The organism is Mesorhizobium sp. LSJC269B00, from assembly GCF_000502815.1.
Taxonomy (GTDB): domain Bacteria; phylum Pseudomonadota; class Alphaproteobacteria; order Rhizobiales; family Rhizobiaceae; genus Mesorhizobium.
The window spans coordinates 656,340-679,703 of record NZ_AYVN01000002.1 but is presented as its reverse complement, the minus strand read 5'-3'; the positions used below and the strand labels follow the sequence as shown (position 1 = coordinate 679,703).

Annotated in this window: 25 protein-coding genes; 17 read left to right on the top strand and 8 right to left on the bottom strand. The window is 62.2% G+C overall.

All coding sequences use genetic code 11. From position 1 onward, the window contains the following. The first annotated feature begins 482 nt into the window (after nucleotides 1-482). Complete coding sequence (locus tag X771_RS157315; protein ID WP_023684546.1) at nucleotides 483-851, top strand: DUF5330 domain-containing protein; 369 nt, start codon at nucleotides 483-485, stop codon at nucleotides 849-851. A 116-nt stretch (nucleotides 852-967) separates the two neighbouring features. Next, nucleotides 968-1,396 (top strand): SufE family protein, encoded by a 429-nt coding sequence (locus X771_RS157320; protein ID WP_023684547.1) that lies wholly within the window; start codon nucleotides 968-970, stop codon nucleotides 1,394-1,396. Nucleotides 1,397-1,522: 126 nt separating this feature from the next. Here the strand turns inward: X771_RS157320 and X771_RS157325 are convergent, their stop codons facing one another. Beyond that, nucleotides 1,523-1,948 carry a MucR family transcriptional regulator gene (locus X771_RS157325; protein WP_023673680.1) on the bottom strand — a complete coding sequence of 142 codons (426 nt, stop codon included), beginning with the start codon at nucleotides 1,946-1,948 and terminating at the stop codon, nucleotides 1,523-1,525. Nucleotides 1,949-2,360: 412 nt separating this feature from the next. Next, nucleotides 2,361-2,822: an SH3 domain-containing protein gene (locus X771_RS157330; protein WP_348625469.1), complete on the bottom strand. Its 462-nt coding sequence runs from the start codon at nucleotides 2,820-2,822 to the stop codon at nucleotides 2,361-2,363. 26 nt (nucleotides 2,823-2,848) lie between these two features. Between X771_RS157330 and X771_RS157335 the strand changes: the two genes are divergently transcribed. From X771_RS157335 to X771_RS157345, 3 genes are all read left to right on the top strand, one after another. Then, complete coding sequence (locus X771_RS157335) at nucleotides 2,849-5,020, top strand: S9 family peptidase (RefSeq protein WP_023687229.1); 2,172 nt, start codon at nucleotides 2,849-2,851, stop codon at nucleotides 5,018-5,020. Then, nucleotides 5,017-5,643 (top strand): LysE family translocator, encoded by a 627-nt coding sequence (locus X771_RS157340; protein ID WP_023687228.1) that lies wholly within the window; start codon nucleotides 5,017-5,019, stop codon nucleotides 5,641-5,643. The genes X771_RS157335 and X771_RS157340 overlap by 4 nt, the downstream gene beginning before the upstream one ends. A 146-nt stretch (nucleotides 5,644-5,789) precedes the next feature. Then, complete coding sequence (locus tag X771_RS157345; RefSeq protein ID WP_023673684.1) at nucleotides 5,790-6,179, top strand: SET domain-containing protein-lysine N-methyltransferase; 390 nt, start codon at nucleotides 5,790-5,792, stop codon at nucleotides 6,177-6,179. 20 nt (nucleotides 6,180-6,199) lie between these two features. Here the strand turns inward: X771_RS157345 and X771_RS157350 are convergent, their stop codons facing one another. The 4 genes from X771_RS157350 to X771_RS157365 all read right to left on the bottom strand — a co-directional run bounded on the left by X771_RS157350 (nucleotide 6,200) and on the right by X771_RS157365 (nucleotide 9,343). Then, nucleotides 6,200-7,150: a cytochrome c gene (locus tag X771_RS157350; RefSeq protein WP_023687227.1), complete on the bottom strand. Its 951-nt coding sequence runs from the start codon at nucleotides 7,148-7,150 to the stop codon at nucleotides 6,200-6,202. Nucleotides 7,151-7,159: 9 nt separating this feature from the next. Continuing rightward, complete coding sequence (locus tag X771_RS157355) at nucleotides 7,160-7,597, bottom strand: cytochrome c (protein WP_023687226.1); 438 nt, start codon at nucleotides 7,595-7,597, stop codon at nucleotides 7,160-7,162. Nucleotides 7,598-7,756: 159 nt separating this feature from the next. Then, entirely contained in the window at nucleotides 7,757-8,359 is a 603-nt protein-coding gene (locus X771_RS157360) for a superoxide dismutase (protein ID WP_023673687.1), read from the bottom strand. Between the two features lie 105 nt (nucleotides 8,360-8,464). After that, the gene (locus tag X771_RS157365) at nucleotides 8,465-9,343 is read right to left on the bottom strand and encodes a branched-chain amino acid aminotransferase (RefSeq protein ID WP_023687225.1); all 879 of its coding nucleotides are present in this window, start codon (nucleotides 9,341-9,343) and stop codon (nucleotides 8,465-8,467) included. Nucleotides 9,344-9,511: 168 nt separating this feature from the next. Here X771_RS157365 and X771_RS157370 point away from each other — a divergent pair, with 168 nt between their 5' ends. The 12 genes from X771_RS157370 (at nucleotide 9,512) to X771_RS157405 (ending at nucleotide 20,605) form a co-directional block, all read left to right on the top strand. Beyond that, nucleotides 9,512-10,174, top strand: a complete 663-nt coding sequence (locus X771_RS157370; protein ID WP_023687224.1) for a haloacid dehalogenase type II — start codon at nucleotides 9,512-9,514, stop codon at nucleotides 10,172-10,174. Between the two features lie 166 nt (nucleotides 10,175-10,340). Continuing rightward, entirely contained in the window at nucleotides 10,341-11,150 is an 810-nt protein-coding gene (locus X771_RS157375; RefSeq protein ID WP_023687223.1) for a L,D-transpeptidase, read from the top strand. Between the two features lie 289 nt (nucleotides 11,151-11,439). Continuing rightward, nucleotides 11,440-11,640 carry a hypothetical protein gene (locus X771_RS157380; protein ID WP_023684556.1) on the top strand — a complete coding sequence of 67 codons (201 nt, stop codon included), beginning with the start codon at nucleotides 11,440-11,442 and terminating at the stop codon, nucleotides 11,638-11,640. A gap of 808 nt (nucleotides 11,641-12,448) precedes the next feature. Further along, the gene (locus X771_RS157385; RefSeq protein WP_348625468.1) at nucleotides 12,449-13,384 is read left to right on the top strand and encodes an AraC family transcriptional regulator; all 936 of its coding nucleotides are present in this window, start codon (nucleotides 12,449-12,451) and stop codon (nucleotides 13,382-13,384) included. Between the two features lie 233 nt (nucleotides 13,385-13,617). Further along, nucleotides 13,618-14,037: a hypothetical protein gene (locus X771_RS157390; protein ID WP_023687221.1), complete on the top strand. Its 420-nt coding sequence runs from the start codon at nucleotides 13,618-13,620 to the stop codon at nucleotides 14,035-14,037. Nucleotides 14,038-14,142: 105 nt separating this feature from the next. Further along, nucleotides 14,143-16,278 (top strand): hypothetical protein, encoded by a 2,136-nt coding sequence (locus X771_RS1000000167970; RefSeq protein WP_156935971.1) that lies wholly within the window; start codon nucleotides 14,143-14,145, stop codon nucleotides 16,276-16,278. Next, nucleotides 16,163-17,011 (top strand): hypothetical protein, encoded by an 849-nt coding sequence (locus X771_RS1000000169105; protein WP_348625471.1) that lies wholly within the window; start codon nucleotides 16,163-16,165, stop codon nucleotides 17,009-17,011. The genes X771_RS1000000167970 and X771_RS1000000169105 overlap by 116 nt, the downstream gene beginning before the upstream one ends. Next, entirely contained in the window at nucleotides 16,903-17,316 is a 414-nt protein-coding gene (locus X771_RS1000000169100) for a hypothetical protein (RefSeq protein ID WP_348625470.1), read from the top strand. Before X771_RS1000000169105 ends, X771_RS1000000169100 begins: the two co-directional genes overlap by 109 nt. Next, complete coding sequence (locus X771_RS1000000167955) at nucleotides 17,216-18,838, top strand: YadA-like family protein (protein ID WP_198025815.1); 1,623 nt, start codon at nucleotides 17,216-17,218, stop codon at nucleotides 18,836-18,838. Before X771_RS1000000169100 ends, X771_RS1000000167955 begins: the two co-directional genes overlap by 101 nt. 9 nt (nucleotides 18,839-18,847) lie before the next feature. After that, nucleotides 18,848-19,423 (top strand): invasion associated locus B family protein, encoded by a 576-nt coding sequence (locus tag X771_RS157395; protein ID WP_023670757.1) that lies wholly within the window; start codon nucleotides 18,848-18,850, stop codon nucleotides 19,421-19,423. A 13-nt stretch (nucleotides 19,424-19,436) separates the two neighbouring features. Next, a complete protein-coding gene (locus X771_RS157400; RefSeq protein ID WP_023687220.1) occupies nucleotides 19,437-20,132 on the top strand; it encodes a hypothetical protein in 696 nt (231 codons plus the stop codon). Next, nucleotides 20,129-20,605 carry a DUF4189 domain-containing protein gene (locus X771_RS157405; RefSeq protein WP_023687219.1) on the top strand — a complete coding sequence of 159 codons (477 nt, stop codon included), beginning with the start codon at nucleotides 20,129-20,131 and terminating at the stop codon, nucleotides 20,603-20,605. The genes X771_RS157400 and X771_RS157405 overlap by 4 nt, the downstream gene beginning before the upstream one ends. A gap of 4 nt (nucleotides 20,606-20,609) precedes the next feature. Here X771_RS157405 and X771_RS157410 read toward each other — a convergent pair whose 3' ends face one another. Together X771_RS157410 and X771_RS157415 are read right to left on the bottom strand one after the other, a co-directional pair. After that, a complete protein-coding gene (locus X771_RS157410; RefSeq protein ID WP_023687218.1) occupies nucleotides 20,610-21,479 on the bottom strand; it encodes an aldose 1-epimerase in 870 nt (289 codons plus the stop codon). Nucleotides 21,480-21,550: 71 nt separating this feature from the next. Further along, nucleotides 21,551-23,095 carry a helicase HerA-like C-terminal domain-containing protein gene (locus X771_RS157415; RefSeq protein WP_023687217.1) on the bottom strand — a complete coding sequence of 515 codons (1,545 nt, stop codon included), beginning with the start codon at nucleotides 23,093-23,095 and terminating at the stop codon, nucleotides 21,551-21,553. Between the last annotated feature and the right edge of the window lie 269 nt (nucleotides 23,096-23,364).

Genomic DNA, 23,364 nt, shown 5'->3' with positions numbered 1-23,364 from the left:
TTGTCAAACTCAACGCACTCGCACCCGGTCGTGACTGCCCCTGCTTTGCAGGTCGCTTTTGCTTGTTTGAAACTCGCATCCAGCGTTTAAGGAATGAATAAGGCTGACCGGAACAACGAGCGCGCTGCGGCAAAAATTGGAGCGCCGGCACCGGAATGCACCGCCATTTGTGGCCATAGTAAACGGAGCGTTATGTGCAAAGGGCGTGCCCGTGGCTGCGAAACCCTGAGCCGGCATGCCTGCTCTTCTGAAGATATCCATGCGCAACAATCGCTTAGATGGTTACTGCAAGGTTAAGAAAATTGTCGGCATTTGAGGCTAATGCACTGCAAAACGCCTCGCTTCGAATTTGCCTAAAATTTGAGGAAAATTTTCGCTGAGCAGGAAAGCCGTCCTTTGCGCCTCATGTGCCATTGTCGCTGATATAAAGAGGTCATTGCGCATGGACGCATGATCCGGTCATTGGACGAGAGGGCAGATCGATGGGCTTTTTGATAAGAATGGCGTTCTGGTTTTCGCTGGTGTTGCTGGCGCTGCCGCTGACCGTCGGCCCCGACGAGGATGGCCGCGAGAGCGTCGGGCCGTTCCAGGCGCTTTTTGCGGCGCGCGAAGCGGTCGGCGACATCGCCGGCATTTGCGAGCGTAAGCCGGACGTCTGCGAAACCGGCAAGTCGGCGATGCATACGATCAGCGCCCGGGCCAAGGAAACCGCCAAGATCGCCGCCGCCATGCTGGACGACAAGAGCGCCGAGACCTCGCCCGATACATCGCTGGCCACCGGCAGCGTCGCCAAGGACATCGTGCTGCCGGCGACAGTCAACATACCTGCCAAGCTGGTGGCGAAGAACTAAACACCGTTTCAGCTGTATCTACAGCGACACCGCAGGCCGGTCGGACCTCTCGATGCCTGCGGTGCTTTTCTTCTTTTTCCGTGACGCCGCAGCCGCGGATGACTATATCCCGAGCAATGGCCACGACGATCCAGACGATCCGCGACGACTTCTCCCTGCTCGACGAGTGGGAAGACCGCTATCGCTATGTCATCGAGCTCGGCGAAGCGCTGCCGCCATTTCCCGACGCCGAACGCAACGCCGCCAACAAGGTGCCGGGCTGCGTCAGCCAGGTCTGGCTGACCACGAGCCGAGCGCCGGGCGCCGATCCGGTCATCACCTTCACAGGCGATTCAGACGCTCATATCGTGCGCGGTCTGGTCGCCATCATGCTCGCGCTGTTTTCGGGACGGACTGCCAGCCAGATCCTTGAAACGGACGCCGAGGCGACGCTGAGGTCGCTTGGCCTCGACGAACATCTGTCGCCGCAGCGGGCCAATGGCCTGCGCTCGATGGTCAAGCGCATCAAGCGCGACGCCGAGATGGCTCTCAAGCAGACTGCTTGATTGCTCTATCTTCTCTTCTTTCGACGCAATTCCAAGGGAAAGCGCTCGGCAGTTTTCCTGGAATTGTTCTAGAAACAAAAACGGCGCCGTAAGGGGCGCCGTTGATCTTGTCCATTGGAGCCGGTGTTACCGCCCCTTGCGCTTGCGGCCGAGGCCCATCTTCTTGGCCAGCTGCGAACGGGCAGCGGCATAGTTGGGGGCAACCATCGGATAGCTGGCGTCGAGATTCCACTTCTCGCGGTATTCATCGGGCGTCAGACCGTAATGGGTCATCAGGTGGCGCTTCAGCGACTTGAACTTCTTGCCATCTTCAAGGCAGACGATGTAATCGTCATGAACAGAGCGCTTCGGGTTTACCGCAGGCTTCTGCTTGTCGGCCGGAGGCTGTTCGCTTGCTCCGCCCACGCGCCCGAGAGCGGCATGGACATCAGCGATAAGGTTCGGCAATTCGCCGACCGGCACGGGATTGTTGCTGACATAGGCTGCCACCACATCGGCGGTCAGCTCGATCAGCGCATCGCTATTTCTGGAAGGTGTTTCGACGATATCCATGGTTTAGGCCCCAACGAAGGATGTTTCTGTTTGCGCCCTTTTTGGAAGATCGGGCATGGCGCGAATTTCACGCGGGAAGAGCTTCATGGATTCGCGTCCGGGCATCTTAATGAGCCCACAGACAAAGTAAGTCAATTCGCATCTTGCGCTATATTCAACGATATTCATCGAATAGTCGCTCTTCAGCTTCAATCTTTCGTGCACTCTGTAACTTCGCGATATTTTCTGGTCGGACCAGGACTAGCATGACGTAAGGTCACGCCATCGCTAAATCAGCAGGGACTCATAAAATGGGCAGCGATGCTTGGTCTATGCTTCAAGGTTTGGGCAGCTGATTGTCGGATTCGTACCAAACCGCAAGTTGCAAAGCGTTGGCGAAACCCGCCGAAGAAGATCTTCGGTCTGACCGGATTCAATACGGCGTGAGGTATTTTCCATAGACCCAGCCACTAACAAAAGCACCATTTTGCGCCGGGTCGTGCCAAACTTGACACCATTGATAGCGAATTGCCTGTTTCTGTTTCCAGTGCGGCTGGCCGGCGATCTCCAGAAGATTCAAGCCGCTGGTGCACTTGCCGGTCATCTGCAGGATCGTCCCGTTGGGATAGGCGGCCTGCTTCTGCGAGGTGCCGGACGGATATTTGCGAACGTTGAGCGTGTCGCCGAACGGCACGCCAGCCACTTGCCAAGCGGCGAACGCGGTTGCATGAGACTGGCCGGTGAAAGCCAGAACGGTCGAAGCGACGACGGCGAGAGCCGCAGCGGTGTTGATATGGAAATTCATCATCCTCTCCTTTGGCTCATCTCCCGAGCCCGCCGCAACCAATACATCCCGGCCCTTGAACCCGCGCTGATCGGCGTGTTCATTTGCCATTCAAGTAATTTCTTCAGTGAGACGCAATGACCAAGACTTCAGCTTTTCCGACCGCCAGCCCGCCGAGCCCCGAGAAACACCCCGTCTTCGACACGCATCACGGCATTACCCGCACAGATGACTATGCCTGGCTGAGGGCCGAGAACTGGCAGGCGATGTTCAGGGACCCTTCCCTGCTTGAGGGCCGCATCCGCGCCCATCTCGAAGCCGAAAACGCCTATCAAGCAGTGCTTATGGCCGATACGCTAGAGCTTCGGAAGCAGCTGTTCGGCGAGATGAAGGGGCGCATCAAGGAAGATGATTCGACGGTGCCGATGAAGGATGGCCCCTATGCTTACGGCTCATCCTTCAAGCTTGGCGGCGAACAGCCCCGCTATTTCCGCATGCCGCGCGATGGCGGCGATGAGCAGATCCTGCTCGATGGCGACGCGGAAGCCGAGGGCAAGCCCTATTTCCGCCTCGGCGGCGTCGACCATTCGGCCGATCACCGCAAGCTGTTGTGGGCGTTCGACGACAAGGGCTCTGAATTCTTCACACTTCGCGTGCGCGATCTCACCAGCGGCAAGGAACTGAGCGACCAGATCGAGGCCACCAGTGGTGGCGGCGTCTGGAATGCCGCCGATGACGGCTTCTTCTACACAAGGCTCGAGGACAATCATCGCCCGTCCAAGGTGCTGTTCCACGCGCTCGGCGGCAGCCCCCTTAATGACCGGCTGATTTATGAGGAAACCGATCCCGGCTTCTTCATGGATGTCGGCGGCACGCGCTCCAACGAATGGATCATGATCGGGATCAACGATCACGAAACCTCGGAATATCACCTGATGCGCGCCGATGAGCCTTTCGCCGAGCCAAAGCTGGTGGCAAAGCGCGAGACTGGCCTGCAATATGATCTGGAAGAAGGCGGCGACATCTTCTTTATCCTCACCAATGCCGACGGCGCCAAGGACTTCAAGATCATGACGGCGCCGGCTAATGACCCGGTTCGCGCCAATTGGGAAGAGCTGGTGGCGCACGAGCCAGGCCGGCTGATCCTGTCGGTGGTCGGCTTCAGGGATCATATGGTCAGGCTCGAACGCAAGGAAGGGCTGCCGCGCATCGTCGTTCGCGATCGCCGCAGCGGCGAGGAGCATCTGATCTCGTTCGACGAAGAGGCGTTCTCGCTCGGCCTGTCGGGGTCCTATGAATACGACACCGAGATCATGCGCTTCACCTATTCGTCGATGACGACCCCGGCGCAGGTCTTCGACTACAATATGCGCAGCCGCGAGCGTGTGCTGCTGAAGACCCAGGAAGTGCCGTCCGGTCACAATCCGGATCATTATGTCACGCGCCGGCTGATGGCGCCGGCCGCCGATGGCGAACTGGTGCCGGTCTCGCTCCTGCATCACCGCGACACGCCGCTCGATGGCTCCGCACCGTGCCTGCTTTACGGCTACGGGTCTTACGGCATTGCCATCCCGGCGGCGTTCAACACCAACTGGTTCTCGCTGGTCGACCGTGGCTTTGTCTTTGCCATCGCCCATGTCCGCGGCGGCAAGGACAAGGGCTATGGCTGGTATGACGACGGCAAGCGGGCGCACAAGATGAACACGTTCACCGATTTCATCGCCGTCGCGCAGCATCTCGTCGCCGAGCGTTACACCCAACACGACCGCATCGTCGCGCAAGGCGGCTCGGCCGGCGGCATGCTGATGGGTGCGATTGCCAACATGGCGCCGCAAAATTTCGGCGCCATCGTTGCCGAGGTCCCCTTTGTCGACGTGCTGACCACGATGCTCGACGCAAGCTTGCCGCTGACGCCGCCGGAGTGGCCGGAATGGGGCAACCCGATCGCGTCGGCGGAAGATTACCAAACGATCGCCGCCTACTCACCCTATGACAATGTCGCCGATCACGACTACCCGCCGATCCTGGCGCTGGCCGGCCTCACCGATCCGCGCGTCACCTATTGGGAGCCGGCCAAATGGGTGGCGCGGCTGCGCGAGCGCAAGAGCGGCGACAATCCGGTGCTGTTCAAGATCAACATGGATTCCGGCCATGCCGGCGCCTCCGGCCGCTTTTCAAGGCTGGAGGAGATCGCCTATACCTACTCCTTCGCGCTCAAGGTTACGGCCAAGCCCGAACCCGAGGTTACGGGCAAGCCCGAACCTGAGGTGACGGGCAAGGCTGAGAATGCAACGGAGGCGTCGCAATGATCGATCTATCCACCTTGACGGCTTACATAGCGGTTGTGCTTGGCTTTGTGTTTATTCCAGGCCCAGCCACGCTTTTGACGGTCGCGCGAGCGACGAGTTCCGGAACCAGGGTTGGCGTCGCGACGGGCGCGGGCGTCGCGGCTGGCGATGTGTTCCATACCATCATGGCGATGGTCGGCATTTCGGCGATCATCGCCACTTCGGCAACGCTGTTCAGCGTCGTAAAATACATCGGCGCGGCGTATCTCGTTTACCTCGGCATTCGCGCAATCATCGAGAAAATACCGGCCGATCCTACTGCCGGTGCACTCGCGATCTCCGCAAGCAAGGCGTTTCGTCAAGCTGTCCTGACCGAAGTGCTTAATCCAAAGACGGCGCTTTTCTTCCTTGCCTTCCTGCCCCAGTTCGTGCGGCCTGAAAACGGATCCGTGATGCTCCAGCTGATGACGCTGGGCATAATCTTTGTTCTGCTCGGCCTTTTCAGCACAGTCGTCTTTGCCGTGAGTGCGGGCCGGCTCGGCACGTTCCTGCGCCGCAATCCGTCGGTGGTGAAATGGCAAGGCAAGGTGGTTGGCGGCATCTACTGCGCGTTAGGCGTCCGTCTGGCCTTGCAGCAGCGCTGATCTCGATGCGAAAGGTGCGCCCGTCGAGGCGCGCCGGTCGTCACTTTTTGAATTCCAGGCTGCTCATTTTCACTCGCATTTGCAATGGCTGCGCGCTACCCAATGCGCGCCACCTTCCAGACCATGACATACGCAAAGGGGCCACTATGTTGCTCGTCGACACCTATCTCGAGAAATCACCGATCCAGGGCATCGGTGTTTTCGCCAGGAACCACATTGCCAAGGGCACGCTGGTCTGGAAGCTCGACCCCAGATTCGACCGGATCATCGACGTCGAGACCTATGAAGGCGAGAGCGGCCCGGTGAAGAACTATCTCGACCGTTATTCCTATCCAGACCGCCGCGATCCGAATTACATCGTCTTCGAAGCCGACGACGCCCGCTACATGAACCATGACGACGAACCGAATTGCGATGTCTCCTCGCCCGAGGAAACCTATGCCTTGCGCGACATCGCACCCGGCGAGGAACTGACCTGCAATTACAGCCATTTCTTCGAGACGGGCTTCGACTTCCTCGGCGATCGCCACCTGTAGATGGCCACCTGTAGCCGGGATCACTTGGCCGGCTTGCTGCGCACCGGGTAGCCGTTGGGACGCGGCGGCACCGCCTTGAGATAGGCGGCTATTGCCGCGCGATCTCCCGGCGGCAGTTCGGCCATGTTGCGCTGCACGTCGACCATGGCGCCGCCTACCGAGTCGAAATCGGGGGTAAAACCGGTTTCGAGATAGTTGGCGATGTCGGCTTCCGACCAGTCACCGAGCCCGCCCTCGCCCGATGTGATGTTCGGCACGATGCCGCTGCCTTCGGCGGCCGCCGCGCCAGCCAGCCACTGGCTCTTCCTGATGCCGCCGGTGACGTCGCGCGGCGTGTGGCATTCGCCGCAATGGCCGGGTCCCTCGACCAGATAGCGGCCGGCCAGTACTGGATCAGGCGTGCCATCGGGAAAGGCAATCACCGGCTCCTTGCTGAGATAGAGCCGCTTCCACAGGCCGAGGCCGCGACGGATGTTGAAGGGGAAACTCAGCGAATTGTCCGGCGCCTTGCCGGCGACCGCCGGCAGCGTCTTCAGGAACGCATAGAGATCGGCAATATCAGCCGGCTTCATGCGGGCGTAGGATGTGTAGGGGAAGGCCGGATAGAAATGCTCGCCCGACGGCGACACGCCCTTCAGCATGGCGTTGGCAAGGTCCTCGACCGTCCAGGCGCCGATGCCGTCCTTGGGATCCTGCGAGATGTTGGGCGGCACGAAGGTGCCGAACGGCGTCTTGAGCTCGAGGCCGCCGACCAGTTGCAAACGGCCGTCGCCTTGCGAGCCCGGCTTGGCGTGACAGGAGGTGCAGCCGCCGGCATTGAAAATGCGCTTCCCCCTGGCGGCGTCGCCGGGGCCGAGCTGCGCCAGGGTGCCAGTGTCGAGCTTGACCGGCGCCGACAGGAACCAGCCGGCGCCGGCACCGACGACGCCCAGGACAAGGGCGGCGCCGACAAATTTTTTCCACAAGGGCATTGCCCGGGATCAGCTCTTCTTCACCCGATAGGTCTTGTGGCAGGTGCCGCAATCACTGCCGAGCGTATCGATCTGCGCCTTCAGCGCATCGACATCGGCGGGTGCGGCGGCGACTGCGGCCTTGACGTCGGCGAGGTACTTGTCCTCGGTCGATTTGAAGCCCGCCATGTCTTCCCAGATTTTGGGCGAGGCGGTGGTATCACCGCTGTCGCTGCCGGCCGGGAACAGCGCGTCGACATCGAACTTCTCGGCATTGACTTGCAGCGCCTGCAGCGCCGTCAGCACGGCGGCGGCATCGAAGTCTGCCTCGCCCTTGGCGATTTTCGACAGGCCGCCGACAATCTTGCCGCGTTCCTTCATCAGCCCCTGTCGGTCGAGGATCGGGTCGGCAAAAGCCGCCGAGGCGGCGAGGCTGAGCATAGAGATGGCGATAACAAGCTTTCTCATTCAATTGGCTCCAGGATGATGAGGGGTCGCGACCTAACGTTAACGGAGGGCGGGCCGGGATTATTCCCTGTCCGCCGGCCGGATTCTGCCGAATTTTGTGTGCCTGCTGCTTCAGCTGAGAAAGAAAAGCCCCGGAGTACCGGGGCTTCTCTGGGTCGATCAGGCTTTCGCCTCTTCGTACATTTCAAGGACATGGTCCCAGTTGATGAGGCTGTCGACGAAGGCCTCGAGATATTTCGGCCGCGCGTTGCGGTAGTCGATGTAATAGGAATGTTCCCAGACATCGACGCCGAGGATCGGCGATGCGCCATGGACGAGGGGGTTCTCGCCGTTCGGCGTCTTGGAGATCGCCAGCTTGCCGTCCTTGACCGAGACCCAGGCCCAGCCCGAGCCGAACTGCGTGGTGCCGGCGGCGATGAAGTCGGCCTTAAACTTGTCGTAGCCGCCGAGGTCGGCGTCGAAAGCCTTCTGCAGGGCGCCCGGAAGCTTGTTGCCGCCGCCGCCCTTCTTCATCCACTTCCAGAAATGGATGTGGTTGTAGTGCTGGGCTGCGTTGTTGAAGAGGCCGGCATTCTTGCCGAACGACTGTTTGACCACCTCTTCGACCGACAGATCGCCAAGGCCCGCTTCGGCGGCCAGCTTGTTGCCGTTGTCGACATAAGCCTTGTGGTGCTTGTCGTGGTGATACTCCAGCGTCTCCTTCGACATGTAAGGCTGCAAGGCCTCGTAGTCGTAGGGCAAGGCGGGCAATTCAAAAGCCATCGGTCATACTCCTCATGGAAAAATCCGGTGCGGATACCGGATTAAGATAGGGCTGCATTGATCTGGAACAACTCCGGAATGAAGCGCCAATTGCCTTTTAGCGGCTCAACCGGTGGAAGTCGAATGCGCCCATTCCCAATAAAGGTCGCGCGCTTTCTTGGCCACCGGCCCGGGCTGCAGATCGCGGTCCTCGATGCGGGTGATCGGCACGACCTTGGAATGATTTCCGGTCGAAAATATCTCGTCGGCTTCAAGAAAGTCGCGCACCGACAGCATCTTCTCCGTGGTCTTGAAGCCGTAATCGCCAAGCAGCGTCATGGTGCGCGAGCGGGTGATGCCGGACAGGAAGGTGCCGTTGGGCGCCGGCGTCAACACGTGGCTGTCCTTGACCAGGAAGATGTTCGAGGTTCCGGTCTCGGCGACATTGCCCAGCATGTCCAGCACCAGCGCATTGTCGAAGCCGCGTCCCTTCGCTTCGAGAATGGCGCGGCCATTGTTGGGATAGAGGCAGCCGGCCTTGGCATTGGTCGGCATGGTCTCGATGGTCGGCCGCCGGAACGGCGACACGGTGATCGAAAAGCCGGTCGGCGAGATCATCGGCGATTCGTAGAGGCAGAGGCAGAAACGGGTCGAGGCCGGATCGGCCGGCACGCCCATGTAGCCGCCATGCTCGGCCCAGTACATCGGCCTGATGTAGACCGCTGTCTTGCCGTCGAACTTCTTCAGCCCGGCCCAGGTCAGTCCAACAATCTCATCGGCGCTCATCGACGGCGCGAGGCCGAGCGCGGTCGCCGATGCGTTCACCCTAGCGGCATGCAGCTCGAGATCGGGGGCGACGCCTTCGAACCAGCGGGCGCCGTCGAAGACGCTGGTGCCGAGCCACATGGCGTGGCTGCGCGGACCCAGAATGGCGACGTTGCCTTCGTACCAGTCGCCGTCGACGAAGGTCCATGTCGCCGATAGCGCCGCAGTCGCCAGTGTCATTGTTCGGTTCCGCTTCAAAGCTGCCTGTGCCAAGCATTGGAAGATGCTTTGACCGGCGCCGTCAACCGGCATGGAGCGGTTTTTGTTGAGGCCAGAGCGCCCCAAGAAAGCGATCAAGACTACAATCGATGCTTGCACCTTGCGCCGCCTGCCCTCAAAACTGTCGCCATGCATTACGCGGCTTACGTTTTCGACGCCTATGGCACGTTGTTCGACGTGCACGCAGCCGTGCGCCGTCATGACGGCGAGATCGGCCCCAACGGCCCGCTGCTTTCGGAAATCTGGCGCGCCAAGCAGCTGGAATATTCCTGGGTGCGCACGCTGATGGGCGGCTATGCCGATTTCTGGCAGCTCACCGAACAGGCGCTCGATTTCGCCCTGCTCAAGGTTCCCTCCGCCGACAAGGGACTGAAGGCCAAGCTGCTCGAAGCCTATTGGAGGCTCGACTGCTATCCGGAAGTGCCGGCCGTGCTCAAGGCGCTGAAAGCATCCGGCGCCAAGCTCGCAATCCTGTCCAACGGCTCGCCCGAGATGCTGGAAGCGGCGGTCAAGTCGGCCGCCCTCGACCAGGTGCTGGACGATATCTTTTCGGTCGACGCCGTCAGGCGCTTCAAGACCGACCCGTCGACCTACGACATGGTGGCGACGGGCTGGCGGCTCTATCCGGGCGCCGTCTCGTTCCAGTCGTCCAACCGCTGGGACGTCGCCGGCGCCACCAAATTCGGCTTTCGCACCGTATGGATCAACCGCGCCAACCAGCCCGAGGAATACCGGGATTTCCCGCCGGCGCTGATCCTGCCGTCGCTAGAAGGCCTGCTGACCGGCGGCTGATCACTCTGTTGCCTTCGAGCAACAGTGGCAGGGCGGTCACAGCTTCGCCTTTGTTTGTCCACCCTCAGGCCAGAATCGGAACCGCCTATCGCGTCAGGCATTGGGGGGCTGCGCCGCTTGAAGGCATTCACGCTTTCTTGCGATTCGAGACTTAAAAAAGGCAACCATGTTGAAGACCGAAATCGACCCCTATCGCCTGAGCCGTCGCGGCTTTCTGAATGCTGCAGCCCTTGGCGCCGCTTCGATTGCGGTCTCCGCCTGCACCACCACCGGACCGGCGCCGGCGCCGGTCGAACCGCCACCGCCGACCTATGACGAGCCGCCGCTCGGCGGCTATGCGACGATGTACGGCCCGATTTCCGACAGCGGGTTCGAACTCCCAGCGATCCCGATCAAGAAGATGGACCCGCAGTTCCTGCGCCAGATCGTTCCCGATCCGACCGGCCAGCGGCCAGGCACCATCATCGTCGATACGACCAACCATTTCCTCTATCTGGTGCGCGAAGGCGGCCAGGCGATCCGTTACGGCGTCGGCCTCGGCCGCGCCGGCTTCGAATGGTCGGGAGACGCCGTCGTCCAGTGGAAGCAGAAATGGCCGAAATGGACGCCGCCCGATGAGATGGTTGCCCGCCAGCCTGAACTGGAAGAATACAGCGCCAAGAACGGCGGCATGCCCGGCGGCCTCAAGAACCCGCTCGGCGCCCGCGCGCTCTACCTGTTCCACGACAACGTCGACACGCTCTACCGCCTGCATGGCTCGCCGGAATGGAACTCGATCGGCAAATCCGTCTCGTCAGGCTGCGTGCGCCTGATAAATCAGGACATCATCGACCTCTACGACCGCGTGCCGTCGAAGAGCCCGGTCATCGTGACGTCCGACATCGGCCAGCCGATGGCGGCGAGCGCAAACCGCAGAGCCATCCCGATCGATGGCGGGGTGCCGGATGGCTCGGTCCTGCTCGGCCCGGTGACCTGATCGACTTCATCGATGCCATGAAGCGGCAGGTTCCGCTCCATGCGGCAAAGCTCGCCAGGATCCCGATAGCTTTACGCGAATGCTTGGGATTCGCATCCAAGATATGCAATGCCGGCAACAGGAGGCCAAAAAAGACGTCCAGACGAACCATGGAGCCGCTGCAATCGGGGCGGCCATGCCCTGTCAATCTCGACGCTGCTGTGTTTCGTTACCGATTGATGTATATTAGACGGGAGTATGATTGCAGAGACATACATTTCATTAGATCATTGATGGCGGGGGAACGCCGATGGTGGGATTTGATTTCGATAGTCCGCCTGCCGACGGCGCCGAGGCCAACCTGTCGGCCGAATGCGAGCGCCAATTGCTGCCGCTCGTCCGCGGAATTGTCGAGGCGGCGGTTGCCGCCGGGTGGAGCCAGGAAGACGTTCTTCTGGCCATGGTCGAGCTGTCCTGGGATCTGTACGAGAAACGCCGAGGCGATCTTTAGCAGGCCTGCGTGAGCCGGATAATTCCGTAGCGCCGGCCAAGCCAGGCCATGTTTTTCTCGCGCGAACTTTTTTCTTCACTTACAATGTTTTTTCTATCCGCGGGATGCGCTACGCTGCCTTTGGGCAGGACTATGGGGGATACAAATTACCGTCCGGATTTCCGGGTTGGCTGTTTGCACGGCACGGAATTTCGATGGGCTGGCAAAGCGGCTGAGGCAAGGCTGAATGAAAAATGCGGGCGAGGTTCAGGAACGCAGCGCAGGCGCCGATCGGGTCGATCGGCACGCCCTCGACACAATCCCCGAAAATGCCAATCCCAGAAGAGCAACCATGCGGGGGAGCGGGATATGCTCTGTCCGCAGCCCTGGATCGCTCCCGGAGGGTCGCCATCGCCGAAGTCGCTTACCTCGCGGGATTTTCGGATCAAGGCCATTTGGCCACCGCCATGAAGAAGCACAAGGGAAAGAAGCCATGGTTCGGGCGATAACTGCTGCTGGATCGTCCGTGGCAATGACAGATAGTCGACCAGCTCTGTCAATGGCCGCGCGATCTATATTCGGAATACAACTCTGGATTGTGACGGCACACTATGCACAATAACTAGGCAAAAATGGTAAGATAAGGTCGGAAAATAGTCAGGTAGCCTTGGCTAAAATTCAAACCTGTAAATTTATAGTCAAAATCCTGGTAAAATTTTCATATGAGCTCAAATTCTTCTTTGCAATATATAGCAGCATCTGTAGGATTCGAAGGAACGCCCAGGAGCAAACGTGAATTCTGGGCGCCTCGATACAGCACAGGATTGGATTGATCGGCGCAGCAGTGGCAGAGACGAAGATGCAACATAGAGGCAACGTCCAGGAAAGCGCCGGGACAGAGCGGCGGCGCGCGGATCGTCGCATCTTCGACGGAATACCGGAAAGCGCGGGGCGCTACCTGGTCACGTTTCGAGGCGGCGCGGCTCATGTCGTTCATGGGCCGGGATCACACACATTCAAAGCGGCGGAACATTTCGCTTCGGTTCTGCTTACGCCCTCACCAGGGATTGCGGCATCGCTGGGCAGCGACAAAGTCCACGAATACGACGGCGACGTCGGTATGATCATGATCGTCCCAGCCGATCTCGGCGGCAAGGTGACCCGGTCATCCACCACGGAAAGCGCAATCGTGGCGCTCACCCCCGAGAGTCTCTTCGAGCTGGCAACGCGTGAATTCGACACCGGCCATGCCGAGCTTCAACCGCCGCCGTTCGGGACCGTCGACTTCCAGGCGCTGCAACTCGCGCAGTTGCTGAAGGCGGAACTGACGGATCGGGAAACTCCAAACGAGTTCTATGTCGATTCGTTGGTCACCATGTTCGGCGTCCATTTGCTTCGGAACTACGCAGGAGCGCGAAAGTTGCCACAAGCCCCAAAGGGCGGTCTGTCGAACCGCAGCGCCCGGCGGGTGCGCGAATTCCTGGAGCTAAATTTTTCCAGCAAGATCGCGGTGGCCGAGCTGGCCGCACTCTGTGGCCTTTCGCCGAGCCATTTCATCCTGGCATTCACCAAGACCTTTGGCGAGCCGCCGCACAAATACCTGCTGCGGCTGCGTCTCGATTTCGCCGAAAAACTTCTCATCGAGAGCGACCTGTCGATTGCGGAAGTCGCTCATCTCAGTGGATTCTCGGACCAGAGCCACTTGACAGTCACCATGTCCAGATACCGGAACAGAACCCCCAGGCAGGTGAAGCTGCAACGTTAACGACTGTTGAGGCGCGCATGATTGTCCGCGGCGATACCTCGATTGATCTTCAGTATAGTCGAAGGTTGTGTGGCAGAGCAGTCACAGTTGTCGCGCAGGGACCAAATACCGGATTTTCCTACAAAGATTCCGGATTATTCCAAAATACCTGCACCGCGAATGTGCTCATGGTCGCGATGGAAGTCATTTGGGGCGGGGGAGCAACCAGATGATACAGCATGTCGGATTGTCCCATGGACATTCAATTCGCGGAAATCGAGGTCTTCGCGCCGAAGGCCGAAGCGGCCTGGGCTGCACTGCAACGCCAATACGCCAGCCGGATCAGCGCTGCGGAACTCGACCATCTCCTGGCCTGTTTCGTGCTTGGACTGACCTCTCCGGCTTGTGGTGAAGGCGATCCGGGATTTCATTTCGATCTCTGCCGCGCGCTGGTGGCGGTAAGCCTGCCGCCGGAACGGACGGAGGCTGCACTGCATACGGTTCCAGAACCGACGCAGCCATGGGTCGCGAGCGCCTATCAGCTGATTGAAAAACAAGGCGCGAAGGTCGGTCTCTCGTTGCGAGAGAAGACGCGCAATTTCGAAGATTTTTTGGCCACCGAGGCGAATGGTGCGGCACATCAGAGCGCCTCGGCAATTGCGAGGAAAAACTAGCATGACCAAACGCGTCGAGGGGCGGAGAAGGATCGAACTTTCTTCAAGCTTTGTCGGAAACTGATCGCGGGCGCGGCCGACAGCCGCTCGGTGCGGCGCCGCCTGATGGCGGTGCTGCGCAACGCGTGCCGCGTGCTCGGCATGCGACGCAAATGTCTGGGGCTTGGCACGCTGGGCAGCGGCAGAATTGCGGCAGCGGCGCTGGGTGCAATCGCATTCGGGAGCATCGCCACCCCGGCGTCCGCGCAGTATGCCGCCGGCGGCGGCACCGCGACCGCCAGTGGCTCAGTCGCTATCGGCCCGGCCGCGACGGCCTCTCAGCTCAATGCTGTTGCGATCGGGACCCGGTCTGTCGGGTCAACGCAATACGCAGTGGCAATCGGCCAGGATGCGCAGGCCACAGGCACCGGCGGCGCGGTGGCGATCGGCGGCGGCGCGATTTCAAACAACATCAATACTGTAGCCATTGGCGTTCAGTCCGACGCCACTGCGGCCGGGGCCAGCGCACTGGGCACAAACTCCCACGCTTCGGGATCGAACTCCACCGCGGTCGGTGTCGGCGCCACGGCCAGCAACAATTATGCGTTCGCCACTGGCTACGGGTCGGTAGCCAGCGCCCAATACGCATACGCCATGGGCTATCAGTCCAGTGCTAGTGGCCTGCGCGGTATGGCGCTTGGATATCAAGCAACCCAGAGCGGAATCGATTCCCTTGCCCAAGGTACCAACGCCAATGCAGGCAGTCAAAACGCCATCGCGATAGGCTTCCAGTCGGTCGCGTCCGATATCAACTCTATCAATATCGGCGCGCGCACCGTTGCGGGGTCAGGGGCCTTGGCCCAAGGCGCCATCGCCCTTGGCACGGATGTCACAGCAAATCAGCAAAACGCCCTTGCCATTGGCGTCCTGACCAAAGCAACGGGAACGAACGCCGCAGCGGTGGGTAGAGGAGCCAGTGCATGGGGCAACCAGTCCATCGCATTCGGCACGGGCGCGCAGGCGGGCGTTCAGGCCAACACGGCTGTGCCCAACAGCATCGCGATCGGTACCAATTCGCTCTCTTCGGGCGCTTTCGCCACGGCGATGGGTGCTACCTCGGTTGCGAGTGGCTCCGCCAGCACAGCGATCGGCAACACGGCTGTCGCCAGCGGCGCGAACGCCTCCTCATTCGGGTCCGGCGCGAATGCGACGGGAGACAATTCTCTTGCCGCCGGTGTCAGCGCCGCCGCTAGCGGGATTGCCAGCACCGCGCTCGGCATCGGCTCCAAGGCCAGTGCCACCAACGCCGTGGCGATCGGTAATGCGGCGGTCGCCAATTCCGCCGACGCGGTTGCCATCGGCACGGCCGCGACGGCCACGGGCGGCAAGGCTGTCGCCATTGGCGCCGGCAACACGGCTTACGGCAACGGCGCGGTCTCCATCGGCGATCCGAGCTATGCCAGCGGCACCGGCGCCTTCACCGGCGGCGCCAACAACATCGCCAACAGCGACGGCACGGCAACCGCCACAGCCGCAAACCAGGCCGCAGGCGCGGTTGCCATCGGCAACAACAACAAGGCCGTCGGGCAAGGCTCCGTGGCGCTGGGCAATGGCTCGACGGCGGGTGCAGCCGGCCTTGCCGGCAATGTCGCGCTGGGCAACGGCGCGACGGCGACGGCAAGCTCCGGCGACGTAGCGCTCGGTTCGGGCTCGGTGACCGCGACGGCGGTCGGCACCAGCGGCGCGACGATCGGCGGCACGGCCTACAGCTTCGCCGGCACGACGCCGACGAGCACTGTCAGCGTCGGCGCGCTCGGCGCGGAGCGGACCATCACCAATGTCGCGGCGGGCCGGCTCAGCAACTCGTCGACCGACGCCATCAATGGCTCGCAGCTCTTCGCCACCAACCAGCAGGTGACGCAGAACACGACGGCCATCGCCGCCAACACCGCCGACATCACCAATCTCGGCAACACGATCAACAGCATCAGCACCGGCGGCGGCATCNGCCATCGCCGCCAACACCGCCGACATCACCAATCTCGGCAACACGATCAACAGCATCAGCACCGGCGGCGGCATCAAGTATTTCCACGCCAATTCGACGGCGGCGGACTCGTCCGCAACGGGCACGGACTCCGTTGCTATCGGACCAGTCGCGACCGCGACGGGGACAAACGCCATCGCGGCCGGCACCAATTCGAGCGCCTCCGACGCCAACGCCTCGGCCTTCGGCAGCGGCGCCGTCGCATCGGCGCTTGACGCAACGGCGATGGGATACATCTCCAAGGCCTCGGGCCAATACAGCACCGCCGTCGGCGCCAACGCCAATGCTACTGCCACGTCCAGCACCGCGATCGGACAGAACGCGTTTGCGACCGGCTTTCAGGCAACCGCTCTCGGCGTAGGCGCGAATGCCGCCGCCCAGAACGCGATCGCGCTGGGCGCCGGCTCTGCTGCCAGCAACGTAGGTGACGTGGCGCTGGGTTCGGGCTCGGTGACCGCAGCGGCGGTCGGCACCGCCGGCACGACGATCGGCGGCGTCGCCTACAACTTCGCCGGCACGACGCCGGCGAGCACCGTCAGCATCGGCACGGTCGGCGCGGAGCGGACCATCACCAATGTCGCGGCGGGGCGGCTCAGCAATTCGTCGACCGACGCGATCAACGGCTCGCAGCTCTTCGCCACCAACCAGCAGGTGACGCAGAACACCACGGCGATCGCCGCCAACACCGCCGACATCACCAATCTCGGCAACACGATCAACAGCATCAGCACCGGCGGCGGCATCAAGTATTTCCACGCCAATTCGACGNCAATCTCGGCAACACGATCAACAGCATCAGCACCGGCGGCGGCATCAAGTATTTCCACGCCAATTCGACGCTGGCGGATTCGCAGGCGCTGGGGACGGATTCCGTTGCCATCGGCCCGAATGCCGTGGCCAACAATGCCGGCGACGTGGCGATCGGCGCGAATGCGGTGTCGACCGTGACGACGGCGGTCGGCGGCACCACGATCGGCGGCGTTGCCTACACCTTCGCCGGAACCACGCCGGCGGGAGCGTTTTCGGTCGGCTCGGTGGGCGCGGAACGCCAGATCCAGAATGTCGCGGCCGGGCAGTTGAGCGGCTCCTCGACCGACGCGGTCAATGGTTCGCAGCTGTTTGCGACCAACCAGCAGGTGACGCAGAACACGANTGAGCGGCTCCTCGACCGACGCGGTCAATGGTTCGCAGCTGTTTGCGACCAACCAGCAGGTGACGCAGAACACGACCGACATTGCCGCCAACACGGCTGACATCACCAATCTCGGCAATTCGATCAGCAACATTACCGGCGACACCTCGCTGGCCTACACCGACGCCAATGGCGACGGCATACGCTATGTGCGCACCAACGACCGGACGCTCGCCGTCGCGGACTCCTTCGCGCAAGGGATCGGCTCGTCCGCCCTCGGCTACCAGGCGACCGCGAGCGCCGACAATGCGCTGGCGCTCGGCCGCGACACCCAGGCCAGCGTCATCGGCGGCGTGGCGCTCGGCGCCGGCTCGGTTTCGGACCGGGCGGTCGCGCCCGTCTCGGGATCGATCCTCTCCGGCACCGGCCTCATTCCCTACAACACCGCGGACATGAGCCTGCTCGGCGCCGTCTCGGTCGGCACCTCCACCTCCTATCGCCAGATCATCAACGTGGCCGACGGCACGCAGGACCAGGACGCGGTCACGCTTCGCCAGTTGAAGGGCGCGCTGAGCTCGTTCGCGGTGACGGGGAGCCTGTACTTCCACGCCAATTCGACGGCCGCGGATTCGCTTGCGGTCGGCGTCGATTCAGTTGCGGTCGGTCCGCGCACCACCGTCAATGGCGACAACGGCATCGGCATCGGCAATGGCGCCATCGTGCAGCAGACGGCGCCGGGAGGCATTGCGATCGGCCAGAATTCGACGGTCAACCAGGCCGACAGCATCGCCCTCGGCACCAACGCGACCACCAACGGAGCGCAGGCGGTGGCGCTCGGCGCCGGCGCAAAGGCCAACGAGCCGGGCAGCGTCGCGCTCGGCGCGGGCTCGACGACGGCGGCGGCGGTCGCCACCACCGGCACCACGATCAACGGCGTTGCCTATACCTTCGCCGGAACAACTCCGACGAGCACGGTCAGCGTCGGCACCGTCGGCAACGAGCGCACCGTCACCAATGTCGCGGCGGGCCGGATCAGCGGCACCTCCACCGACGCCATCAACGGCAGCCAGCTCTTCGCCACCAACCAGGCGGTCGAAGCCATGCAGGGTAGCGTCGGCGACCTCAACCAGTTCGCCGTCCAGTACGACAAGGACGGGAACGGCAACAAGTCCAACTCGATTACCCTTGCCGGCGGCGACCCGAACACGCCGGTGGTCATCCACAATGTCGGGCCGGGCGTTGCCAACACCGATGCGGTCAATGTTCAGCAGTTCAACAGCGGGTTAGCACTCAACCTGGACAATTCGAAGAACTACACCAACCAGGTGGCGGCCACCACGCTGCAGCAAGCCAATGCGTATGCGGACTCCAAACTCAGCCAGCTCAACATGGACATGGGAGAGGTCAGGGGCGAGGCGCGCCAGGCTGCGGCAATCGGCTTGGCGGCCGGCTCGCTGCGCTACGACGATCGTCCCGGCAAGCTGAGCGTGGCCGCCGGCGGAGGCTATTGGCGCGGTGAAGGCGCCCTGGCCTTCGGCGCCGGCTACACCAGCGAGGAAGGACGTGTTCGAGCGAACCTGTCCGGTACGACGGCAGGCGGACACTGGGGTGTCGGCGCGGGCGTCAGCCTTACGCTGAACTAGAGCCCGGCCATGATCAGGCAGGCAGTCCTTGCTGTCGCGATATCCATGACGTCAATGCTCCTGTCCGGCCCGTTAGCGGCCGGGCAGGAAGCGATCCCTTCCGGCTACAGGGTAAAACCTTCCGACGTAGCGATCCCTGCGGATGCGAAGCTTGGCGAATATCAACGGACCACCCGTCCGTTCGAGAACTGGACGCTGATCTGCGACGAGAACCTGAAGGCGCGCCAAAAGGTCTGCAATGTCACCCAGATCATCGAGGACCAGGCAGGACAGGTTGCGTTCAGCTGGTCGCTTGCCGCCACCAAGGAAGGCAACCCCTACATGATCTTGCGCGCCCCGCCGATCGCCAAGAGCGACGCTCCTGTCTCGCTGACGTTCGAGGGGCGCAAGGAGCCGATAAAAATTCAACTCGACGGATGCAATCAGGCCGTCTGCGTCGGCATGCTGCCGGTTGGTCCGATCATGCGCGAACAGATTTCGAAGGCCGCGGCATCCGTCATCTCCTTTCCGACCACGGATGGCAGAACGATCAACGTAACCGCAACCCTCAAGGGCTTGGCCGCGGCCGTTGCGGCGATCAATTGACGAGGCAATCGCGATGAACCAGCAATCGATCCATGACCGGATAATGTCCCGCAACCAGGGAAAGGGTGCTGTCCGGGTCGGCATCGAAGACCGGAGCAGACCGCAACGAAACCGGGCGAAGACCGCTGTCTTCTCGTTGCTCGCCATTGCCGTCGTCGCCACGGCCGGCTTCGCGGCCATGCGCTACGACCTGCTCCACAATCTATTGCCGCAGCCGGCGGTCGCGGAGACCAACCAGCCCAATCCGGCTCTGGCCGAAACGCCGTTTCTGCAGCATGCCAAAGAGGCAGGCTTGCAGTCTTGTTCCAACATTTTCCCGGCCCTTGGGCAGATGCTGACGACCGGCACGACGTACAGCGTCCAGTCGATCTGGAACAACGAGGCCCCCGACAAACACCTCGTGGAAGCCCTGGTCGGCATGAACTACGCCACGCAGGGCTACAGCGGCCCGGCGGCAGGCCTGGTGTTCGCAGCACCCACCGCATCCGTTTGCGAAGGTACGATGGTCAGGGTGGCGCCATTCGCGGCCAATTGCGCCGATGTTCCGGCCCTGCTTCCGAAAGACAGCAAGCTCGCCAACAATCTTGGACAAATCAGCGTCTATGAACTCGCCAATGGAGGGGGCAACGCGATGCTGCTGCCAACCGGCAACAGCTGCGTCGTCATTTCCGTGGCCTCGGCAGCAGGAAAACAAGGAGGCGTACAATGAGGGTGAATTCCGCCATTGCGGCGATCGGCATGCTGTTGCTTTGCGCCGGGCGGCTGGGCGCGGCGGACCTAGCCCCGGCGGCGGACGTGCCCGAGCCGCCGGCCCAGGAGGAGAGAGGCATCTGGGCGGCGATCGCCTATTCGAGCCCCGACGAGAAGCACGGCTTCTTTTGGGGCGCCGACAAGCGGCAGGAGGCGATGGACATCGCGCTGAAGCATTGCCAGAACGCCGGCGGCGGCAGCTGCGCCGTGGTCAGCGTATTCCGCAATCATCGCCATTGGGATGACGACGACAATACCGGCTTTCCCTACAAGCATTGCGGCGCCCTCGCCGTAGGCGAGAAGCCGGAAGGGCGGCTGACCAGTTGGGGCGCCGAGACGGCGCAAACACGCCGGGATGCCGAAGACCTGACACTGCAGGCTTGCGAGCGGAACGGACAAAAATGCAAGATCCGCGAGTGGGTGTGCACATGACGCATCAGAGCGAAGCAGCGGAACGCCAATCGAGGCGCATGTTTGCGCTCAGTGTAGCGCCGTGCTCAAGCGGGGTCAGCCCTTTGCCGTGATGCGCATCGACGGTATGCGACACCGGCTCGAAGCAGAAGAAATCGGCATCCTGCGACGGCGAATAGAGGATGAAGACGTCGAGCAATGGCGAGGCGGTGAGCGAGATGGCGATCCTGTCCTCGGGCCGGGTGATCCTGGCGCGGCGGTCCCAGCCGTCGAAGGCGTTGTTGACCCAGCTTCGCGGCAACAGGGAGGCGTTCGAGAAATTCCACGCGGGGTAATCGGCCACCGGCGCCACGCCGACCGGCAGATGATGCTTGTCCTCCAGCCAGACCCGCGCCGCCTTCGCCTCGAGCGTCGTTCCGGCGCTGCGCGGGAACCACGGATGAAAGCCGAGCCCGTAAGGCAGGCGAATGCCGGTGCGATTCTCCACCGTGAGCGTGGCATCCAAGGCCCCGTCATGCAGCGCATAGGCGACCCGCGCCGTATATCGGTAGGGGCCGATTTCACCGGCGTCGAGGACCAGTTCTGCCTCGGTGGCGCTGTGGCTGGCAATCCGCCACTCCCTCTGGAAGCCGTCGCCATGGATTGGAAAGGCCTCCCCCGGCACGTTCGGCTCGATCGCATGGAAGCGGCCGTCGAAGGCGAAACCGCCGCCTGAGATGCGGTTCGACCAAGGAACCAGAAGTTGGCAGCCGGAGGCGCCGGTGCCATCGTCAGAGCGAAGCAGCGGCACCGTTGCGCCGCAGACCAGTGCGTCGAAGCGGGCGATCGCCGCGCCCTTTTGCGGCGCCAGGACCAGACGGGCGCGGTCGTCGCGCAGTTCCAGGAGGCCGGCCACCCCTCACCAACCGCCGTCGATAGCGATGTTCTGGCCGCTGATCATGTCCGAGGCGGGCTGGCTGACACTTTTCACCGCCCCCTGGACAGGCTGCCCAGAATCCCGCGCACGATCGCGCGGCCGACCGACGAGCCGACCGAGCGCACCACCGCTTTGATCGCGGCTTCGGCCACCGTCTGGCGGTTGGACGGGCGCGGCGCCGGGGCGCGGCGACCGCCTGATTGCGGCGGCGGCGGATCGTCATTGCCGAAGCCCGGAATAGTCCAGCGCGAGCGGCCAGTGTCGGCCTGCTGCGCCTGCTCGTCCTGCGCATCCCTGGCTTTCTTCTGCAGCATCTCGAAGGCCGATTCGCGGTCGATGGTCTGGTCGTACTGGCCGGCGACCGGGCTCTGGTCGATCAGCTTGCGGCGCTCGTCCGCCGTGATCGGGCCAAGCCTGGACGACGGCGGCCGGATCAATGTCCGCTGCACCATGGACGGCACGCCCTTGACCTCCAGCGTCGAGACCAGCGCCTCGCCGGTGCCGAGCTGGGTGATGGCGGTGGCGCAGTCGAAATCCGGGTTGGGCCGGAAAGTGTCGGCGGCGGTCTTGACCGCCTGCTGCTCACGCGGCGTATAGGCGCGCAGCGCGTGCTGCACACGGTTGCCGAGCTGGGCGAGAACCTTTTCAGGGATATCCAAAGGGTTCTGCGTGACGAAATAGACGCCGACGCCTTTCGAGCGGATCAAGCGAACCACCTGCTCGACGCGGTCGATCAGCACCTTCGGCGCTTCGTCGAAAAGCAGATGCGCCTCGTCGAAGAAGAACACCAGCTTCGGCTTGTCGGGATCACCGACCTCGGGCAATTCCTCGAACAGCTCCGACATCAGCCAGAGCAGGAAGGTGCCGTAGAGCCTGGGGTTCATCATCAATCTGTCGGCGGCAAGCACGCTGATGGCGCCACGGCCGTCGCGGGTGGTGCGCATGATGTCGGCGATGCGCAAGGCCGGTTCCCCAAAGAAATGCGCCGCGCCCTGCTGTTCCAGCACCAGAAGCGTGCGCTGGATTGCGCCGACCGACGGCTTGGTGACATTGCCGTAGCGCGAGCTGATCTCGTCGGCGCGCTCGGCGATGTTGGCCAGCAGCGCCTGCAGATCCTTCATGTCGAGCAGCAGCAGGCCATCCTCATCGGCGATGCGGAAGGCGATGTTCATGATGCCTTCCTGCGCTTCGGAGAGGTTCATCAGCCGCGACAGAAGCAGCGGCCCCATTTCCGAGACGGTGGCGCGGATCGGATGGCCCTGCTCGCCGAACAGGTCCCAGAAGATGACCGGGAATTCCTGGAAGTCGTAAGGGTCGAGCTTGACCTGCTCGGCCCGCTTGACCAGGAAATCCTGCGCCTTGCCCATCATGGCAATGCCGGACAGGTCGCCCTTGATATCGGCGCAGAACACAGGCACGCCGGCATTGGAAAACCCCTCGGCCAGGATCTGCAGGCTGACTGTCTTGCCGGTGCCGGTGGCGCCGGTGATCAGGCCATGGCGGTTCCCATATTGCAGCAAGAGCTGTTCGGCGCGCTGATAGCTGTCGTCGGGCTTGCGGCTGGCGCCGAGGAAAATGCTGGTGTCGTCAGCCATATGACCATGTCTCCGCAAACTGATGTGTTAAAAGCCTGTGGCCGTGCCGCAGGGTATAGTCAGGCCATTGCGCAGCGACAATGCTATTCTCCAATTGGGCTATCCATCCAGTTGGCTATTCATCCAGATTGGGCCAATCGTCTAAATTGAACCAATCCTCCAAATCGGTTTTTGGAACTTGCGGATTTTGCCGCTGTTTGCCAATCGTTCCATGGTTCGTCCACGCAGGCTGCCCTATGTCAGGGAAGCGAATCCCAATCGCGCAAGCG

Excerpts from the sequence above, each read along its gene's own strand:
- X771_RS157315 (WP_023684546.1), top strand. The coding sequence starts at position 483 with ATGGGCTTTTTGATAAGAATGGCGTTCTGGTTTTCGCTGGTGTTGCTG.
- X771_RS157320 (WP_023684547.1), top strand. The coding sequence starts at position 968 with ATGGCCACGACGATCCAGACGATCCGCGACGACTTCTCCCTGCTCGAC.
- X771_RS157325 (WP_023673680.1), bottom strand. The coding sequence starts at position 1,948 with ATGGATATCGTCGAAACACCTTCCAGAAATAGCGATGCGCTGATCGAG.
- X771_RS157330 (WP_348625469.1), bottom strand. The coding sequence starts at position 2,822 with ATGGCAAATGAACACGCCGATCAGCGCGGGTTCAAGGGCCGGGATGTA.
- X771_RS157335 (WP_023687229.1), top strand. The coding sequence starts at position 2,849 with ATGACCAAGACTTCAGCTTTTCCGACCGCCAGCCCGCCGAGCCCCGAG.
- X771_RS157340 (WP_023687228.1), top strand. The coding sequence starts at position 5,017 with ATGATCGATCTATCCACCTTGACGGCTTACATAGCGGTTGTGCTTGGC.
- X771_RS157345 (WP_023673684.1), top strand. The coding sequence starts at position 5,790 with ATGTTGCTCGTCGACACCTATCTCGAGAAATCACCGATCCAGGGCATC.
- X771_RS157350 (WP_023687227.1), bottom strand. The coding sequence starts at position 7,150 with ATGCCCTTGTGGAAAAAATTTGTCGGCGCCGCCCTTGTCCTGGGCGTC.
- X771_RS157355 (WP_023687226.1), bottom strand. The coding sequence starts at position 7,597 with ATGAGAAAGCTTGTTATCGCCATCTCTATGCTCAGCCTCGCCGCCTCG.
- X771_RS157360 (WP_023673687.1), bottom strand. The coding sequence starts at position 8,359 with ATGGCTTTTGAATTGCCCGCCTTGCCCTACGACTACGAGGCCTTGCAG.
- X771_RS157365 (WP_023687225.1), bottom strand. The coding sequence starts at position 9,343 with ATGACACTGGCGACTGCGGCGCTATCGGCGACATGGACCTTCGTCGAC.
- X771_RS157370 (WP_023687224.1), top strand. The coding sequence starts at position 9,512 with ATGCATTACGCGGCTTACGTTTTCGACGCCTATGGCACGTTGTTCGAC.
- X771_RS157375 (WP_023687223.1), top strand. The coding sequence starts at position 10,341 with ATGTTGAAGACCGAAATCGACCCCTATCGCCTGAGCCGTCGCGGCTTT.
- X771_RS157380 (WP_023684556.1), top strand. The coding sequence starts at position 11,440 with ATGGTGGGATTTGATTTCGATAGTCCGCCTGCCGACGGCGCCGAGGCC.
- X771_RS157390 (WP_023687221.1), top strand. The coding sequence starts at position 13,618 with ATGGACATTCAATTCGCGGAAATCGAGGTCTTCGCGCCGAAGGCCGAA.
- X771_RS157395 (WP_023670757.1), top strand. The coding sequence starts at position 18,848 with ATGATCAGGCAGGCAGTCCTTGCTGTCGCGATATCCATGACGTCAATG.
- X771_RS157400 (WP_023687220.1), top strand. The coding sequence starts at position 19,437 with ATGAACCAGCAATCGATCCATGACCGGATAATGTCCCGCAACCAGGGA.
- X771_RS157405 (WP_023687219.1), top strand. The coding sequence starts at position 20,129 with ATGAGGGTGAATTCCGCCATTGCGGCGATCGGCATGCTGTTGCTTTGC.
- X771_RS157415 (WP_023687217.1), bottom strand. The coding sequence starts at position 23,095 with ATGGCTGACGACACCAGCATTTTCCTCGGCGCCAGCCGCAAGCCCGAC.